The following is a 17,373-nucleotide window of genomic DNA, read 5'->3' as shown; positions in this document are numbered from 1 at the left end:
CGATTGTTTAGGTTCATTTTTTGGTCATCCAGGGGTAAGTAGCCGGTCATGGCGCTTCGTGATGATGCGCCTCATGCGCAACACGACCTTCACCCGGGCGACCGCGGCCGCGGTCACCGGGATGATCCTCCTTCCCGCCGCCGTCACCGGTCCCGCCGCGGCCGAAACCGGTCACCGGGACCTCGAACTGACCTTCCTCGGCCGCCACACCACCGGGACCGTCGCCGCCGGAGCCTCGGAGATCACCGCCTACGACGCGCGCACCCGGCGGGTCTTCGTCGTGAACGCGCAGGCCGGAACCCTCGACGTGCTCGACATCCGCGACCCCCGCACGCCCCGCAAGGTCGCCACCCTCGCCACCCCCGGAGCCAACAGCGTCGCGGTCCACGACGGCCTGGTCGCCGTCGCCCAGCAGGCCGCCGTCAAGACCGAGCCCGGCACCGTGGCCTTCTTCAGCGCCGCCACCGGGAAGAAGATCAAGGAAGTGACCGTCGGGGCGCTGCCCGACATGGTGACCTTCACCCCTGACGGCCGCCGGGTGGTCGTGGCCAACGAGGGCGAGCCGGAGTCCTACTGCGAGGGGAAGACGGCCGACCCCGAGGGCTCGGTCAGCGTCGTCGACGTGCGTCGCTGGACGGTGCGGACCGCGGGCTTCGCCGCCTTCGACGCCGCCCGGCTGCGCGCCGAGGGCGTGCGGATCTCCGGGCCCGGCGCCACGGCCGCCCGGGACCTGGAGCCGGAGTACATCACGGTGGACCGGGACACCGCCTACGTCACCCTCCAGGAGAACAACGCGCTCGCGATCGTGGACCTGGACCGGGCCGCGGTCCGCGACATCGTCCCGCTCGGCCTCAAGGACTGGTCGGCGAGCGGCATGGACGCCTCCGACAAGGACGGCAAGACGGACATCCGTCCCCGGCCGGTCAAGGGGATGTACCAGCCCGACGCCGTCACGCACTTCCGCGACCGGGGACGGACCTACCTCGTCACCGCCAACGAGGGCGACGGCCGGGAGTGGGGCTGCCACGCCGACGAGGTCCGGGTGAAGTCGCTGAACCTGTCGGCCGCGGCCTTCCCCGACGCCGCACTGAAGCAGGACGCCGAGCTCGGCCGCCTGAACGTCGCCGCCGACTCGCCCAGGGACGCGAGCGGCGCCTACACCGAGCTGCACGCCTTCGGCGCCCGCTCGCTCTCGATCCGCACCGCCTCCGGCGAGCTGGTGTGGGACTCGGGCGACGGACTGGAGCGGCTGATCGCCCAGCGGCTGCCGGAGCAGTTCAACGCCGACAACGAGGAGAACGACTCCGCCGACAGCCGCAGCGACAACAAGGGCCCCGAGCCCGAGGGGGTCACCGTCGGCGAGGTGCGCGGCCGCACCTACGCCTTCGCGGGCTTGGAGCGCGTCGGCGGGGTCGTCGCCTACGACGTGAGCGACCCGCGCGCGCCGCGTGCGGCCGGATACGTCAACACCCGCGACTTCGCCGGCTCGGTCGGAGACGGGACCGCCGGGGACGTCGGACCCGAGGGCCTGCTGTTCGTCCCCGCCGCGCAGAGCCCGACCCGCCGCCCGCTGCTCGTGGTCGGCAACGAGGTCAGCGGAACCACCTCGATCTACGAGATCCGCTGATCCCGCCCGGGGCCCGCCGCCCGGATCCTCGCCGTGACGAGGACCCGGGCGGCGGACCCTAGGGCAGGTTCTGCTCCGCCCAGACGATCTTCCCCTCCGGGGTCGGGCGGAAGCCCCACCGGCGGGCGATCCGGTTGACCAGGCGCAGACCCCGGCCGCTGTCGTCGGCGCCGGTCGCCTCCAGCAGGATCGGCACCGCCGGGGAGCGGTCCGACACCTCGCACACCAGCCGCTGGCCGCGCAGCAGGCGCAGGCCGATCGGCCCCTCGCCGTGCAGGACCGCGTTGGTGACCAGTTCGCTGACCAGGAGCTGCGTCGTGTCGACGAGGCCGTCCAGCCCCCAGTCCGTGAGCGTGGCACGGGCGAAACGGCGCGCTCGGGCCACCACCTCGGTCTCTGCGGGGAGCGTGAGCTCCGCCACCTCGTCCGGGGACAACTCCCGCACCCGGGCCAGCAGCAGCGCGATGTCGTCGCGCTCGTGCCCCGGGCGCTGGGCGCCGATCGTGAGGTCGCAGACCTCCTCCAGGTCGTCGTTCCAGTCCCCGAGGAGCCTGCGGAGCGCGCCGATGCCCTCGTCGATGTCGCGGTCGCGGCTCTCCACCAGGCCGTCGGTGTAGAGCGCCAGGATCGCGCCGTGCGGCAGGGCGATCTCGACGGCCTCCGCGGGGGCGTCGCCGATGCCCAGCGGGAGCCCCGCGGGCGTCTCGACCACCTGGGTCTCGCCGTCCGCGTGGACCAGGATCGGCGGCACGTGCCCGGCCCGGGCGATGACGCACCGCCGCGAGACCGGATCGTAGACGGCGTAGACGCACGTCGCGATCTGCGTGGGGTCCAGGTCCTGGCTCATCCGGTTGAGCCGGAACAGCACCTCCCCCGGGTTCAGGTCCAGGCCCGCCAGCGTGCGGGCGGCCGTGCGGAGCTGGCCCATCGTGGCGGCGGCCCTGATCCCGTGCCCCATCACGTCGCCCACCACCAGGGCGACCCGGCAGCCCGGCAGCGGGATCACGTCGTACCAGTCACCGCCCACCCCGGCCAGGTCGCTGGCCGGCAGGTAGCGGGAGGCGATCGTCAGGCCCAGCGGCTGGTAGAGGTCGGCGGGCAGCAGGCTGCTCTGCAGCGTCAGCGCGGTACGGCGCTCGTGGCCGTAGAGCCGGGCGTTGTCCAGGCAGATCGCGGTCCGGGCGGCGAGGTCCTCGCCGATCGTCACGTCCTGCTCGTCGAAGGGCCGGCTCTCCGGCCTGCGGGTGAAGACCACGAAGCCCAGCACCCTCCCGCGCGCGGTCAGCGGGACCACCAGGAACGAGCTGTCCTCCAGCACCCTGGCCACCGAGTCGCGCTTCCAGAACCGCCCGATCCGCTCGGCGGTCCGGGAGTCCAGCCGGGGGTAGAGGATCGACTTGCCGCTCTCCATCGACCGGGCGTACGGCGTCCAGGACTCGTAGACGACCACCTCGTCCACCGGGAACGCCTCGCCGTACTCTCCGGGCGAGGGCGCCGCCACGCCGACGGCGATGCGCCGCACCAGCGCCGAGCCGTCGTTCGTGCGGGGCGGGAACTCGCCCTCGGTGACGACGCGGTCCTGCACCAGGACGCCCGCCGCGTCCGCGAAGCGCGGCACGACGACCTCCATCAGCTCCCGGCCCGTCTCGAACAGGTCCAGGGTGGTGCCGATCTTTCTGCTCGCCGCGTCCAGCAGAGCGAGCCGCTCCTGCAGGGAGGCCGGGCTCCCCATTCGCGGCTCGTCCCCCCTGGGGGACTTGGCGACGAAACGACGGTTCAGGTTCATCCGTCCCACCGGGGTGCGGGAATCGGCGTCCACCACGGGGTGATCCCGAGGTCCTCGGCGATGGCGTTGGCGCCGTTGTAGCCGGGGGCCGCGGAGACCGAGCCGCCGGGATGGCTGCTGGCCCCGCAGAGGTAGAGGCCGGAGATCGGGGTGCGGTACTGGCCCAGTTCGGGGACCGGGCGGTTGCCGCCGAGCTGGGCGGGTTCGTACGCGCCGACGTGGTGGCTGCCGCGGACCATGTTGACGCAGTGCCGCTCGATGTCGAGCGGGGAGAACACCCGCCTGCCCAGGACGGCGCGGCCGGAGAGATTGGGGGCGTACTCCGCCCACTCGGAGAGGAGCAGGTCGGCGATCTCCTCACGGCGCCGGTCCCAGTTCTCCGGGTCGCCGCCGAGGTCGTAGGGGGCCCACGGCCACCAGAAGGCCACGTGTTTGCCGTGCGGCGCGTAGGAGGGATCGAACAGGGTGGGACACGCCCCGTTGCCCGCCATCCGGTCCGGCAGCAGGCCCCGGTGGATCCGGTCGAAGGCGCGGTCCAGATCCTCGCTGCCGTCGGCGCCGAGCACGAACAGGAAGGCCCGGTCCACGTCCGGCTCGAACGCGGCGGCCCGGTAGCGCGGCGCCTCGTCCAGGGCCAGGTGCAGGGAGACGATGCTGTGCCCGGCCCACTTGTAGGCCGCGACCTTGGCGGCGATCTCGGCGCCGAAGTTGTCCGGGCCCGCCAGCCGCACCGTCTGGGGGGCGTCCACCGCGCTGGCCACGAACCGCCGCGCGGTCAGGACGCCGCCGGCGGCGAGCCCGACCCCGGTGGCCCGGCCGTCGTCCACCAGGATCCGCTCGACGTGCCTGCCGGTGACGACCGTGCCGCCGTGCTCCTCGATCACCTGGCGCAGCGCGTGGGCGACGTTCGCCGAACCGCCCACGGGCAGGCCGAGCCTGGTGATGCGGGACAGCAGGCGGGGGAAGAAGCCTCCGGTGCCGGGCACGTTCTCGATGGAGATGGCGTGCAGGAACGACTTGAACAGCACCCTGACCTGGTCGCTCTCGAAGTTCCTGTCCACGGCCTCGTAGAGCGAGAGCGGGACGTAACTGAGCAGGTCGCGGCCCAGGTCGCCGCGGAGGCGCTCGGCCAGGACCGGGGGCGGCAGCGGCCGGGAGTACAGGAAGCCGTTCATCAGCCCCCGGGCCGCCTCGGCGTAGCGTTCGTACAGCTCCAGCCAGCGTTCGGCGTCCGCGCGGGAGAAGCGGGCGAACGACTCGGCGGTGCGTTTGGGATCGGTGTAGACCGTGATCGCGCGGCCGTCCCTGAACACGGTGGCGTGCTGCACCTCGGGGTAGACGTAGCGCAGGCCGTACCGGTGGAGTTCGAGATCGGCGGGGACCGGGCCCTCTTCCAGGAAGTGGTAGTTGCTGTGCGTGTTGTGCCGGAAGCCCGGAAGGGTGAGCTCCTGGGTGCTGCAGCCGCCGCCCGCCACCTCGTTGCGCTCGACGACGGCGACGGACAGGCCGGCTCTGGCCAGATAGGCGGCACAGGTGAGCCCGTTGTGCCCGCCACCGACGACGATTCCGTCGAACTCCGTCACGGTCTCCTCCGGGACATTGACTATGCGTCTATATAAATAGTAAAGAATGATCTAGTGCTGAGGTTCCTGTTTTCCCAAGAAATCCGGGAAATTTCCGGTTTCTCACGGGCGCTCGGCGCGCCCTGACTTGACTGGCGGCGCGGAGGGTTGTCAGATTCGAGGGCGTCGACGGCTCCACGCCGTTCCCCATGGGCGGAGAGTGCCGCCGGGGGGCGGAGTGCGCCGACGGCGTGCCGGGGTGCGTGGGCGGCTCTGAGGGCCGTGCGGGGTGCGGGTCGCACGGGATTCGCCGGACGGCACTCGGGCTGCCGCGGCGGGCTCGGGGACACGGTGCGCCTCCAGGGGGATAGATGCTCTCAGTGTCCGACACATCACCCCTTGTAGTCCATCCCTCATGTCCGTATTTCAACCGCCAGTCCGGATATCTTTTCCGGAATCCGTCCGGGAGCGGTCGCGGAATCGTCTGAGCGTTCACGGATGCACATCACCGGGGTTCACGGGACAGAGGAGAAACCGCGCGGGACGGCGGTGGAGACCGTCGCGCGGCCGGAGGGCGGCGTTCTCCTCGGAGGCGAGGTGTTCCGCTCCGCAGTGACGCGTGGGCGCTCATGCTCCATGGAGTCTGAATCTGCTCGTCATTCCGCATGGGAGCCTCCGCCGTGACGGGGTGAACTCTCATGATGTCCAAAAAAGAGCGTCCAGGTAGCCGATATCGCTATATCTCGTCGTGATTAATGGAGCACCGCTTCCGCGGCTGCCGACTCGGCGGCTTCCTCCTCCGGCGGAGCGCGCGTCCGTGGCGACCCGCTGCGCGCTCTGGTCTCCGGGCGGTCACGGCGGCCGGGGATGAAGCCCGGGATGCGGAGCCGTCGAAGGGGTGTGGCCGGGGGCGGGAAAACGCGGGCGGCGTCCGCGGGTGTCGTCTCCCCGATGAAAAGGGGTCATGGGCGGTTGGAGAAAGAGAAGAGCGGCATGTGCAGGGAAGTTGTCCTGCGTCCCATTGGACGGGTATGGCGCCCTGGAAATTTGATTACATTTCGTGTTACGATATATGAGTCATGACGAGCAATCATGACTCCCGGCGCCCTCGGATCCGCCTCAGTGAGGATCCCGCGCTCCATCCCTTGGTTTTCGCCTCCGCGTTCAACTCCGGTGATTCGGAGGCCGTCGGCCAGGCGTACGAGGACCACGGCATCGTCGTCCCGCACCCCGGCCACCCCATGACCGGCCCCGGGCGCACCGCCGCCATCGAGCACCTGCTCGGTCTGGGCCTGCCGATCGAGGCGAGCACACGGCACGCCTATGTCACCGGCGACATCGCCCTTCTCATCGTCGACTGGTCCATCCGCGGCGTCGCGCACGGCGCCGACGTCGACTTCGCGGGAACCGCGGCCGACGTCGCACGGCGCGGCCCGGACGGGCTGTGGCGGTACGTCATCGACAACCCCTACGGAACCGCGTAGATCATCGACGGCCCTCGCCCGCCGACGACCTCCGCGGGATCGCGTAACCGGCGGAAGCTTTGCGGGATCGCGTGACTGACAGAAGCCGCCCAGAGGGCCGAAGTGTGACGAAGATCGAAGGGCCAGGTCTCCGGATGCCCGGTGACCTGGCCCTTCGTCATGTGAGCGGACGACGGGAATCGAACCCGCGTAGCCAGTTTGGAAGACTGGGGCTCTACCATTGAGCTACGTCCGCGCGAACCGGTGTTGGTCTGGTCTAGACTTCATCCGGTCGTCAGGGCGTAATCGTACCGGAGATCCGGAGCGTGCGCGCACCTGGCGCCACGGGGTGTGGCGCAGCTTGGTAGCGCACCTGCTTTGGGAGCAGGGGGCCGCAGGTTCAAATCCTGTCACCCCGACCACGGGTCGGAGGCCGGTTCTCGATGGAACCGGCCTTTTTCGTTTCCTCCCCGCGAGGCGGGAGCCGCTCCGCCCGCCTGCCGCCTGCCGGTGGCCGGTTGCGGCCGGCCGTACGGCGAGCCGCGCTCAGGAGGGGTTGTCGGCGGTGAAATGCACGCCGGAGAACTGACCGCGCCACTCGGTGACCTCCGGGGCGACCGCGGCGGGGTCGGTCGCGGGGTCCAGGGCACGGGCGATGAACGAGGCGAGGGCGGGCATGTCCGCCTCGGTGGCGCCGATCCGGACGATCTCGGGGGTGCCGAGGCGCAGGCCGTTGACGTCGCCGTCGACCGCGTCCAGGGGCAGGCCGATGCCGCAGGCCAGGAGGTTCGCCCGGCGGAGCCTGCGGGCGGCGCGCTGGCCGCCGCCGTAGCGGTGGGCGACGACCGCGAACTGGTGGGAACGGGTGCAGCCGCGCTCGGCGGCGAAGACCGGGACGCCGAGGGTGAGCAGCTCGGCCGCGAGCCGCTGGGCCGTGGCGACCATCGTCCGCGCGTAGGCGGGTCCGGCGACCTTCCAGTCCAGCAGGGTCATGGCGAGGGCCGCGGTCTTGCCGGCGTCGAAGTTGGCGGTGAGGCCGGGGTAGGCGATCGCGTCGAGATGTTCGGCGAGTCCGGCGTCGGCGGTGACGACGAGGCCGCCCGGGGGGCCGCCGAGGCTCTTGTAGGTGCTCATGGTGATCAGGTGCGCGCCCTCGGAGAGCGGCTGCGGCCAGGTACGGCCGGCGATCATGCCGCACAGGTGGGCGGCGTCGAAGAGCACGTGGGCGCCGACCGCGTCGGCGATCTCGCGGATCGTCGCGACGGGGTGGGGGAAGAGGTTGAGGCTGCCACCGATGGTGATCAGGCGGGGCCGCGTCTCGCGGGCGAGGGACCGCAGGGCGTCGACGTCCACGGTGTAGCCGTCCGGGGCGACGGGGGCGGGGACGGTGGTGAGGCCGTACAGGCCCGCCGCGCCCTGGCGGTGGTGGGTGACGTGGCCGCCGATGTCCGGGGGCGGGGCGATGACGGTGTCGCCGGGCGCGCAGGTCGCCATGAACGCGTAGAGGTTGGCGAGGGCGCCGGAGCCGACGCGGATCTCGGCGTATCCCGCGCCGAAGACCTGGGCGGCCAGTTCGGCGGCGATGATCTCGATCTGCTCGATGGCCTCCAGGCCGGTCTCGTACTTGTCGCCGGGGTAGCCCAGGGAGGGCCGCGATCCGAGGCCGGCCGAGAGCAGCGCCTCGGCCCGGGGGTTCATGATGTTCGTGGCCGGGTTGAGGTTGACCGAGTCCACGTCGTGGATGCGGTGGTTCTCCGCGGCCAGCCGTTCGATCTCGTCCTGCACGCGCGAGGCGGGCAGGTCCGCCACGGTCTTGGCGACCGAGTGCACCCGCTCCTCGGCCAGGGGCGGGACCCAGGGGCGAGGGGTGAGGGCGGAGCTCATGGCGGGCCGGGCTTGAGTCAGCGGGTTCCGCTGAACAGAGCCCAGACGGCCTTGCCGCCGCGGTTGAGGTGGTCCCAGCCCCAGCAGTGGCTGTAGGTCTCGACGATGTAGAGACCGCGCCCGTTCTCGGAGATGAAATCCGGCTCCTTGGGGACGGGGGCCTCGTCGCTGGGGTCGGCGACGGCCAGGAGCACGTGGGAGGTGAGGCGCAGCAGCAGCAGGGTGATGGGATTGGCCGCGGGCCTGGCGGGCGGGCAGAGCGCGTAACGGACCGCGTTGGTCACCAGTTCGGAGACCACCAGCGCGGCGTCGTCGCTGAGCTCGGACAGGCCCCATTCGCTGAGGGTCGAACGAGTCACGTCCCTGGCGGTCTTGACGGAGTCGGCCTGCCGCGGGAGAGGACACGCGGTGGTGTCGGAGCGGTCGGCCACCAGGAGCGCGTCGAAGCCGATCTCGCGGGTCGCCTGCAGGTAGTCGGCAGCCGATTGGGGCTCCTCCACCATCCTGCCGGTACCTCCCGCTGTCATGGTGAGTCTCCGTGATGGTTGAGAGTTTTCAGAGCTTGTGCACCATAAGCCCAATATGCACTAGGCCATCATGGGTCACGGGAACGTCCGCTGCAAGACCCAAATGCACGTGCAGCTGCATTGTGCAGCCGCATGAGCGGTTGTGGTGGAAAAGCTACGAATCCACCCCTATGGTGGGGACCTTGTCATGGCGGCCGGAAGTGGTGACACTGTGTGCGCTGGCCCAAGTGAACAGGGAGGCGAAGTGACGCAGATCCACCAGGGGCCGGGGTCCGGTCCCACCGCTCTGCGTATCCTCCTGGGCTCCCAACTGCGCCGGTTGCGCGAGGCCGGCGGGCTCACGCGCGAAGAGGCCGGCCACCGGATCCGCTGCTCCGAATCCAAGATCAGCAGGATGGAGCTGGGGCGGGTCGGCCTGAGGGAACGCGACGTCGCGGACCTGCTCACCCTGTACGGAGTAGAGGACGAGGGGGCGCGGGCAGCCGTGATGGACCTCCTTACCAGAGCGAACGAGCCCGGCTGGTGGCATCGCTTCAACGACCTGCTTCCCAACTGGTTCCAGACCTATGTCGGCCTGGAGGAGGCGGCGGCGCGGATCCGCACCTACGAGGTGCAGTTCGTGCCCGGCCTGCTCCAGACGAAGGAGTACGCCCGGGCCGTCATCACCGCGGGGAGCGCCGGGGTCGCGCCCGAGGAGATCGCGCGCCGGGTGGACCTGCGCCTCGAACGCCAGCGCATCCTGGACCGCCCCGGCGGGCCGTTCTTCTGGGCGGTCATCGACGAGGCGGCGCTGCGGCGCCCCATCGGCGGCGCGGACGTGATGCGGGCGCAGCTGGAGCACCTGATGGATCTCATGCGCCAGCCCAACATCACGATTCAGGTCATGCCGTTCAGTTTCGGCGGGCACAGCGCGGAGGGCGGCGCCTTCAGCGTCCTGCGCTTCCAGGACAGGGAACTGCCCGACGTGGTCTACGTGGAACAGCTCGCCAGCGCGCTCTACCTGGACAAGCGCGAGGACGTGGACCGATACAGCGAGGTCATGGAACGGCTGTGCGCGGTGAGCACCACACCGGATGAAACGGTCGACATCCTTAAACGCATAATCAAGGAGAACTGAACGGCGCCGGTCGCTGCGCGGTGCGGGTCTGCCCTAGACTGGCCTGCGGCGCTGGACACCCGCCACGGCGAAGCATGCCCTGATCGTGTGCATGCCTCATGGTTGTGACCGGTGCCGCTCATGTGGGCGCGGCGCGCGAGCTTGCCGCGGTAGCCGTACGAATTGGCGCGCCCGCGATCACTCGAAGCTTGATCAAGGAGACCACCCCGTGAAGACCGCTGTCGAGGAGCTCAGCCCGACCCGGGTCAAGCTCACTGTCGAGGTGCCGTTCGAGGAGCTCGGCGAGAGCATGCAGGCGGCATACAAGAAGGTCGCTCAGCAGGTGCGCGTCCCCGGTTTCCGCCCCGGCAAGGTTCCGGCCCGCATCATCGAGCAGCGCTTCGGCCGCGCGGTGGTGCTGGAGGAGACCCTCAACGACGCGGTGCCGAAGCTGTACGGCCAGGCCGTCGACGAGAGTGACATCTTCCCGGTCAGCCAGCCGGAGATCGAGGTCACCAAGATCGAGGACGGCGAGCAGGTCGAGTTCACCGCCGAGGTCGACATCCGCCCGAACTTCGAGGTCCCGGACTACCAGGGCATCGAGATCACCGTTCCGGTCTCCGAGGTGACCGACGAGGACGTCAACACCCAGCTCGAGGGGCTGCGCCAGCGCTTCGCGACGCTGACCGGCGTCGAGCGTCCCGCCACCGGGGGCGACTTCGTGGTGATGGACCTCGCCGCCGCGATCGACGGCGTGAACATCGAGGAGCAGCAGGCCAACGACGTCTCCTACGAGGTCGGCGCCGGCTCGGTCCTGCAGGGCCTGGACGACGCGCTGGAGGGCATGGCCGCCGGCGACGTCAAGGAGTTCACCACCAACCTGGTCGGCGGCGAGAACGCCGGCGAGGAGGCCGTGGTGACCATCACCATCAAGAACGTCAAGGAGAAGGTCCTCCCCGAGCTGGACGACGAGTTCGCCCAGCTGGCGAGCGAGTTCGACACCCTTGACGAGCTCAAGGACAGCATCCGCGAGCAGGCCCGCCGCAACAAGCTCGTCGAGCAGGTCGTCAAGGCTCGGGAGAACGCTCTCGACGCCCTCCTCGACCAGATCGACATCCCGCTCCCGGAGAGCGCGCTCAAGGCGGAGATCGACAACCGCAAGCACAACCTCGAGCACCAGATCGCCGAGAGCGGCCTGAGCAAGGAGGCGTACTTCCGCCTCTACCAGACCACCGAGGAGGAGCGGAACGCCGAGATCGAGAAGAACTCGGCCAAGGCCCTCAAGACCGGCTTCGTCCTCGACAAGATCGTCAAGGCCGAGGAGCTCGGCGTCAGCGAGCAGGAGCTGACCAACTTCGTGGTGCGCCGCGCCATGCAGATGAACGTCGCCCCGAACGTCCTGGCCCAGCACCTGGCCGATAACGACCAGCTCACCCTGGCCATGGTCGAGATCGTCCGTGACAAGGCCAAGAGCGTCGTCGGAGACGCCGCCAAGGTCGTCGACGAGGCGGGCAACGAGGTGGACCTCAAGGCCATCTACACCGAGATCAACGGCGAGGCCGCCACGGAGGAGCCCGCCGAGGAGAACGCCGCCGAGTAGGCCCTCAGGGCCGCCGGGGAGCCCTCGGCAGGCCCGGCCTCGACGCCCACGACACCCCCGCCCGTGTTCCCACGGCGGGGGTGTCGTCGTCTGCGCAGAGGGGACTCCCATCATGCGCTGTCGGCGAACAGCACGTGGACGGGGCATGTCCGGCCGACGGGGCGCGTTAAGGTCACAAGCAAAGCCAAATCGATTACGACGCATCGGAAGGTGACGCTGTGACCAGCCCGCCGACCTTCTACCAGCCGACCGGCTCCGGGCCCGAGTCGATGAGCCAGCCGAACGGCTCGTTCAGGCTCGAAGACCAGCTCTACCAGCGGCTGCTGCGCGAGCGCATCATCGTGCTGGGCACTCAGGTCAACGACGAGATCGCCAACCGAATCTGTGCCGAGCTGCTGCTGCTGGCCGCGGATGACTCCGACCGGGACATCTGGCTCTACATCAACTCGCCGGGCGGATCGGTGACCGCCGGAATGGCGATCTACGACATGATGGAATACGTGCCGAACAACGTGTGCACGGTCGCGATGGGCCTGGCCGCCTCCATGGGGCAGTTCCTTCTGTGCGCCGGCGCGCGCGGCAAGCGTTACGCCCTGCCGCACGCCCGCATCATGATGCACCAGCCGTCCGGCGGCATCGGCGGCACCGCCGCCGACATCGCCATCCAGGCCGAGCAGATGCTCTACGTCAAGAAGACCCTCGCCGAGCGCATCGCCTTCCACACCGGCCAGGACCTGGCGCAGATCGAGTCCGACTCCGACCGCGACCGCTGGTTCACGGCGGAAGAGGCCCGAGACTACGGATTCATCGACCACGTCGTCCGGAGCGCCCGCCAGGTGCCCTCCGAGGGCGCCGTCTCCTGAAGGGGCACACAAGGTGAGTGAGTTGATCCGGCCGGGAGACATCAACGGCCGCTACGTCCTTCCCTCCTTCGTCGAGCGCACGTCGTACGGCGTCAAGGAGATGAACCCCTACAACAAGCTCTTCGAGGACCGCATCATCTTCCTCGGGGTGCAGATCGACGACGCCTCGGCCAACGACGTGATGGCCCAGCTGCTGACCCTGGAGTCGCTCGATCCCGACCGCGACATCAGCATCTACATCAACTCGCCGGGCGGTTCGTTCACCGCCATGACGGCGATCTACGACACGATGCAGTTCGTCCGGCCGGAGATCCAGACGGTCTGTCTCGGGCAGGCGGCCTCGGCGGCCGCGGTCCTGCTGGCCGGCGGCACGCCGGGCAAGCGGTTCGCCCTGCCGAACGCCCGCATGCTCATCCACCAGCCCTCCACGGAGGGCGGCGGCCAGGGGAGCGACATCGAGATCCAGGCGCGTGAGATCCTGCGCATGCGCGCGCTCCTGGAGACGCTCGTGGCGCAGCACTCGGGCAGGGCGCCCGAGGACGTCCGCAAGGACATCGAGCGCGACAAGATCCTCAACGCCGAGGAAGCCAAGGCGTACGGGCTGATCGACGACATCATCCCGTCGCGCAAGAAGCTTGCCAAGGCCGTCGCCTCCTAAAGGGGGTAGATTGCATCGGAACGGTGCCCAATTGGGCACCTTCCGGTGCGACTCGCCGTCAGGGGGCTCACTGAGGGCTCAGAAGACGGTAACGTCGAAACCTGAGCGGGATGGCTATTCGTACCGGGATCGGGCCGGTCGGAAGAAACGGACCGCGACAGCCAGGGCGGTCCCACGCAAAGGAGTATCTGGGGTGGCACGCATCGGCGACGGGGGAGACCTGCTGAAGTGCTCTTTCTGTGGGAAGAGCCAGAAGCAAGTCAAGAAGCTCATCGCCGGGCCCGGCGTATACATCTGCGATGAGTGCATCGATCTCTGCAACGAGATCATCGAGGAGGAGCTCAGTGAGTCCTCCGAACTCAAGTGGGACAGCCTGCCCAAGCCGAGGGAGATCTACGAGTTCCTCGACGCCTACGTCATCGGTCAGGACAAGGCGAAGAAGGCCCTGTCGGTCGCTGTCTACAACCACTACAAGCGGGTGCAGTCCGGAGAGCGCGGGCGTGACGACGGCCTGGAGTTGGCCAAGTCGAACATCCTGCTCCTGGGCCCGACCGGTTCCGGCAAGACACTGCTCGCCCAGACGTTGGCGAAGATGCTGAACGTGCCGTTCGCCATCGCCGACGCGACCGCGCTGACGGAGGCGGGCTACGTGGGCGAGGATGTCGAGAACATCCTGCTCAAGCTGATCCAGGCCGCCGACTACGACGTCAAGAAGGCCGAGACCGGCATCATCTACATCGACGAGGTCGACAAGATCGCCCGCAAGAGCGAGAACCCGTCGATCACCCGCGACGTCTCCGGCGAGGGCGTGCAGCAGGCCCTGCTGAAGATACTGGAGGGCACCACGGCGAGTGTGCCGCCGCAGGGCGGGCGCAAGCACCCGCACCAGGAGTTCATCCAGATCGACACCACCAACGTGCTGTTCATCTGCGGCGGAGCCTTCGCCGGCCTCGAAAAGATCATCGAGGCCCGGATCGGCAAGAAGGGCATCGGCTTCAACGCCGTCATCCGCTCCAAGGAAGACATCGACACCTCCGACGTCTTCGGCGACGTCATGCCCGAGGACCTGCTGAAGTTCGGCATGATCCCCGAGTTCGTCGGCCGTCTCCCGGTCATCACGAGCGTGCACAACCTCGACCGCGAGGCGCTCATCCAGATCCTGACCGAGCCGCGCAACGCCCTCGTCAAGCAGTACCGCCGCCTGTTCGAGCTGGACAACGTCGAGCTCGAGTTCACCGACGACGCCCTGGAGGCCGTCGCCGACCAGGCGATCCTGCGCGGCACCGGCGCCCGCGGCCTGCGGGCCATCCTGGAGGAGGTCCTCCTGTCGGTGATGTACGAGGTACCCTCCCGCCAGGACGTGGCGCGCGTCGTCATCACCCGGGAGTCGGTGCTGGAGCACGTCAATCCGACCCTGGTACCCCGCGACCAGCTCGCCAAGCAGCGCACTCCGCGCGAGAAGTCAGCGTAAGGTCCCACCGTACGACCGGCGCCCCCGCGGAGACACTCCGCGGGGGCGCTGCCGTACGGTGACCCGTAACCGTTCGATCGCCCTCTACAGACGTCCCTAGAATTGGACACCGTGACGATGCCAGAGCTGCCCACCCAGTACACACCCGCCGACGTCGAGACCCGCAGCTACGAGCGCTGGGTAGCGAACGGATACTTCACCGCGGACCCGGGCAGTGACCGCGAGCCGTACACCATCGTCCTGCCCCCGCCGAACGTGACGGGCGTGCTGCACATCGGCCACGCCCTCGACCACTCGATCCAGGACGCGCTGACCCGCCGCGCCCGGATGCGCGGCCACGAGACCCTCTGGCTGCCGGGCATGGACCACGCGGGCATCGCCACCCAGAACGTGGTCGAGCGTGAGATCGCCAAGGAGGGCCTGTCCCGCCACGATCTCGGGCGTGAGGCGTTCGTCGAGCGCGTGTGGCAGTGGAAGGAGGAGTCCGGCGGCCGGATCCTCGGCCAGATGAAGAAGCTCGGCGACGGCGTCGACTGGTCGCGCGAGCGCTTCACGATGGACCCCGGGCTCTCCCGCGCCGTCCAGACCATCTTCAAGCGGCTCTTCGACGACGGGCTCATCTACCGCGCCGAGCGCATCATCAACTGGTGCCCGCGCTGCCTGACCGCGCTGTCCGACATCGAGGTCGAGCACAGCGAGGACGAGGGAGAGCTCGTCTCGATCCGGTACGGCGAGGGCGACGACTCCATCGTGGTCGCCACCACCCGGGCCGAGACCATGCTCGGCGACACCGCGGTGGCCGTCCACCCGTCCGACGAGCGCTACGCCCACCTGATCGGCCGCGAGGTCGAGCTCCCGCTGACCGGGCGGCGCATCCCCATCGTCGCCGACGAGCACGTCGACCCGGCCTTCGGCACCGGCGCCGTCAAGGTCACCCCCGCGCACGACCCGAACGACTTCGAGATCGGCCGCCGCCACTCCCTGCCGTCGCTGACGGTCATGGACGAGCGCGGCGTGATCACCGCGCACGGCCCGTTCCAGGGACTCGACCGCTTCGAGGCCCGCCCCGCGGTGGTCGCGGCGCTGCGCGAGCAGGGCCGGATCGTCGCCGAGAAGCGTCCGTACCTGCACTCGGTCGGCCACTGTTCGCGCTGCAAGACGGTGGTCGAGCCGAGGCTCTCCCTGCAGTGGTTCGTCAACGTCTCGCCGCTGTCCAAGGCCGCCGGCGACGCGGTCCGCGACGGCCGGACGAAGATCCACCCGCCGGAGCTGGCCAAGCGCTACTTCGACTGGGTCGACGACATGCACGACTGGTGCATCTCGCGGCAGCTGTGGTGGGGCCACCGGATCCCGGTCTGGTACGGCCCGGACGGCGAGGTCGTCTGCGTGGGCCCCGACGAGCAGGCGCCCGAGGGCTACGTCCAGGACCCCGACGTCCTCGACACCTGGTTCTCCTCGGGCCTGTGGCCGTTCTCCACGCTGGGCTGGCCGGATCGCACGCCCGAGCTGGAGAAGTTCTATCCCACCTCGGTCCTGGTGACGGGCTACGACATCCTGTTCTTCTGGGTCGCCCGGATGATGATGTTCGGCCTGTACGCCATGGACGGCGAGCCGCCGTTCCGGACGGTCGCGCTGCACGGCATGGTCCGCGACCAGTACGGCAAGAAGATGTCCAAGTCGTTCGGGAACGTCGTGGACCCGCTCGACTGGGTCGAGCGCTTCGGCGCCGACGCCACCCGCTTCACGCTGCTGCGCGGAGCCAACCCCGGCTCCGACGTCGCGATCAGCGAGGAGTGGGCGGGCGGTTCCCGGAACTTCTGCAACAAGATCTGGAACGCCACCCGGTTCGCGCTGATGAACGGCGCCGCGGTCGGCGAGCTGCCGGTGGCGGAGCTCACCGCGGCCGACCGCTGGATCCTCTCCCGCCTCCAGGAGGTCGTCGCCTCGGTGGACGAGGCCTTCGAGGAGTTCGAGTTCGCCAAGGTCTCCGACCTGCTCTACCACTTCGCGTGGGACGAGGTCTGCGACTGGTACGTCGAGCTGGCCAAGATCCAGCTCGCCGCCGGTCAGGAGCACACCCGCCTGGTCCTCGGGCACGTCTTCGACGCGCTGCTCCGGCTGCTCCACCCGCTGGTGCCGTTCGTCACCGAGGAGCTGTGGCGGGCGGTCACGGGCGGGGAGTCCGTCGCCGTCGCCCCGTGGCCCACGGTCCAGGAGTCCTTCCGCGACCGTGCCGCGGAGGAGGAGGTCCTCGCGGTCCAGACGCTCGTCACCGAGGTCCGCCGGTTCCGTTCGGACCAGGGGCTCAAGCCCGGCCAGCGCGTCGCCGCCCGGCTGTCCCTGTCCGGTACGGCCCTCGCCTCGCACGAGGGCGCGATCCGCTCGCTGCTCCGCCTGGACCAGCCGTCGGAATCGTTCACCGCGACCGCCCGCCTCGACGTGGGCGGTGTCCTCGTGGAGATCGACACGGCGGGGGCGATCGACGTGGCCGCCGAGCGCAAGCGCCTGGAGAAGGACCTCGCGGCGGCGCGGAAGGAGGCCGCGCAGGCGGCGGCCAAGCTCGGCAACGAGCAGTTCATGGCGAAGGCGCCCGATGACGTGGTGGTCAAGGTCCGGGCCCGCGCGGCCCAGGCCGACCAGGACATCGCCCGGCTGACGGCTCAGCTGGAGGCGCTGCCCGCCGCCGGCTGAACCGCGCTTGGACAGAACCCCGGAGTCCGTTGACTCCGGGGTTCTACGTTTGGGGCTCTCTGGGGGAGGGAAGACCCACTTGTTACTGGCGAATGGCTCATGCCATCCGGAAAGGCTGCTAATGTTCTTGCTGCAGGAGAGATCC

At 69.5% G+C, this 17,373-nt stretch carries 12 protein-coding genes and 2 tRNA genes; 9 read left to right on the top strand and 5 right to left on the bottom strand.

Annotated features, from left to right (window positions below):
* The first annotated feature begins 73 nt into the window (after window positions 1-73).
* On the top strand, window positions 74-1,627 hold the full coding sequence (locus Plo01_RS25725; protein WP_203893257.1) for a choice-of-anchor I family protein: 1,554 nt from the start codon (window positions 74-76) through the stop codon (window positions 1,625-1,627).
* Between the two features lie 58 nt (window positions 1,628-1,685).
* On the opposite strand, the gene Plo01_RS25720 is transcribed toward Plo01_RS25725, so the two are convergent.
* On the bottom strand, window positions 1,686-3,449 hold the full coding sequence (locus tag Plo01_RS25720; RefSeq protein ID WP_239317062.1) for an ATP-binding SpoIIE family protein phosphatase: 1,764 nt from the start codon (window positions 3,447-3,449) through the stop codon (window positions 1,686-1,688).
* Complete coding sequence (locus tag Plo01_RS25715) at window positions 3,410-4,996, bottom strand: phytoene desaturase family protein (protein WP_203893256.1); 1,587 nt, start codon at window positions 4,994-4,996, stop codon at window positions 3,410-3,412. Before Plo01_RS25715 ends, Plo01_RS25720 begins: the two co-directional genes overlap by 40 nt.
* 1,124 nt (window positions 4,997-6,120) lie before the next feature.
* On the opposite strand from Plo01_RS25715, the gene Plo01_RS25710 reads away from it, so the two are divergent.
* On the top strand, window positions 6,121-6,459 hold the full coding sequence (locus tag Plo01_RS25710; protein ID WP_239317059.1) for a YybH family protein: 339 nt from the start codon (window positions 6,121-6,123) through the stop codon (window positions 6,457-6,459).
* A gap of 164 nt (window positions 6,460-6,623) precedes the next feature.
* Here the strand turns inward: Plo01_RS25710 and Plo01_RS25705 are convergent.
* Window positions 6,624-6,694, bottom strand: a tRNA-Gly gene (locus Plo01_RS25705).
* A gap of 89 nt (window positions 6,695-6,783) precedes the next feature.
* Here Plo01_RS25705 and Plo01_RS25700 point away from each other — a divergent pair.
* Window positions 6,784-6,860, top strand: a tRNA-Pro gene (locus Plo01_RS25700).
* A 124-nt stretch (window positions 6,861-6,984) separates the two neighbouring features.
* Here Plo01_RS25700 and glyA read toward each other — a convergent pair.
* Both glyA and Plo01_RS25690 read right to left on the bottom strand, forming a co-directional pair.
* A complete protein-coding gene (gene glyA, locus Plo01_RS25695; protein WP_203893254.1) occupies window positions 6,985-8,322 on the bottom strand; it encodes a serine hydroxymethyltransferase in 1,338 nt (445 codons plus the stop codon).
* A gap of 17 nt (window positions 8,323-8,339) precedes the next feature.
* Complete coding sequence (locus Plo01_RS25690) at window positions 8,340-8,849, bottom strand: ATP-binding protein (RefSeq protein WP_239317056.1); 510 nt, start codon at window positions 8,847-8,849, stop codon at window positions 8,340-8,342.
* 244 nt (window positions 8,850-9,093) lie between these two features.
* On the opposite strand from Plo01_RS25690, the gene Plo01_RS25685 reads away from it, so the two are divergent.
* The 6 genes from Plo01_RS25685 (at window position 9,094) to Plo01_RS25660 (ending at window position 17,228) form a co-directional block, all read left to right on the top strand.
* The gene (locus Plo01_RS25685) at window positions 9,094-9,966 is read left to right on the top strand and encodes a Sco1979 family transcriptional regulator (RefSeq protein ID WP_239317053.1); all 873 of its coding nucleotides are present in this window, start codon (window positions 9,094-9,096) and stop codon (window positions 9,964-9,966) included.
* Between the two features lie 208 nt (window positions 9,967-10,174).
* Window positions 10,175-11,545, top strand: a complete 1,371-nt coding sequence (tig, locus tag Plo01_RS25680) for a trigger factor (RefSeq protein ID WP_203893252.1) — start codon at window positions 10,175-10,177, stop codon at window positions 11,543-11,545.
* A gap of 218 nt (window positions 11,546-11,763) precedes the next feature.
* Complete coding sequence (locus tag Plo01_RS25675) at window positions 11,764-12,408, top strand: ClpP family protease (RefSeq protein ID WP_275415419.1); 645 nt, start codon at window positions 11,764-11,766, stop codon at window positions 12,406-12,408.
* A 13-nt stretch (window positions 12,409-12,421) separates the two neighbouring features.
* On the top strand, window positions 12,422-13,066 hold the full coding sequence (locus tag Plo01_RS25670; protein ID WP_203893251.1) for an ATP-dependent Clp protease proteolytic subunit: 645 nt from the start codon (window positions 12,422-12,424) through the stop codon (window positions 13,064-13,066).
* Window positions 13,067-13,259: 193 nt separating this feature from the next.
* On the top strand, window positions 13,260-14,537 hold the full coding sequence (gene clpX / locus Plo01_RS25665; protein WP_203893250.1) for an ATP-dependent Clp protease ATP-binding subunit ClpX: 1,278 nt from the start codon (window positions 13,260-13,262) through the stop codon (window positions 14,535-14,537).
* A 117-nt stretch (window positions 14,538-14,654) separates the two neighbouring features.
* On the top strand, window positions 14,655-17,228 hold the full coding sequence (locus Plo01_RS25660; protein WP_203893272.1) for a valine--tRNA ligase: 2,574 nt from the start codon (window positions 14,655-14,657) through the stop codon (window positions 17,226-17,228).
* Window positions 17,229-17,373: the final 145 nt, after the last annotated feature.

Origin of the sequence: Planobispora longispora, assembly GCF_016863135.1 — a bacterium.
Classification (GTDB): Bacteria; Actinomycetota; Actinomycetes; order Streptosporangiales; family Streptosporangiaceae; genus Planobispora; species Planobispora longispora.
Note: the sequence above shows the minus strand (reverse complement) of the source record. Positions and strands in the feature narration are given on the sequence as shown.

Coding starts and splice junctions, on each gene's coding strand:
- Plo01_RS25725 (WP_203893257.1), top strand. CDS start 74: ATGCGCAACACGACCTTCACCCGGGCGACCGCGGCCGCGGTCACCGGG.
- glyA (WP_203893254.1), bottom strand. CDS start 8,322: ATGAGCTCCGCCCTCACCCCTCGCCCCTGGGTCCCGCCCCTGGCCGAG.
- Plo01_RS25690 (WP_239317056.1), bottom strand. CDS start 8,849: ATGACAGCGGGAGGTACCGGCAGGATGGTGGAGGAGCCCCAATCGGCT.
- Plo01_RS25660 (WP_203893272.1), top strand. CDS start 14,655: ATGCCAGAGCTGCCCACCCAGTACACACCCGCCGACGTCGAGACCCGC.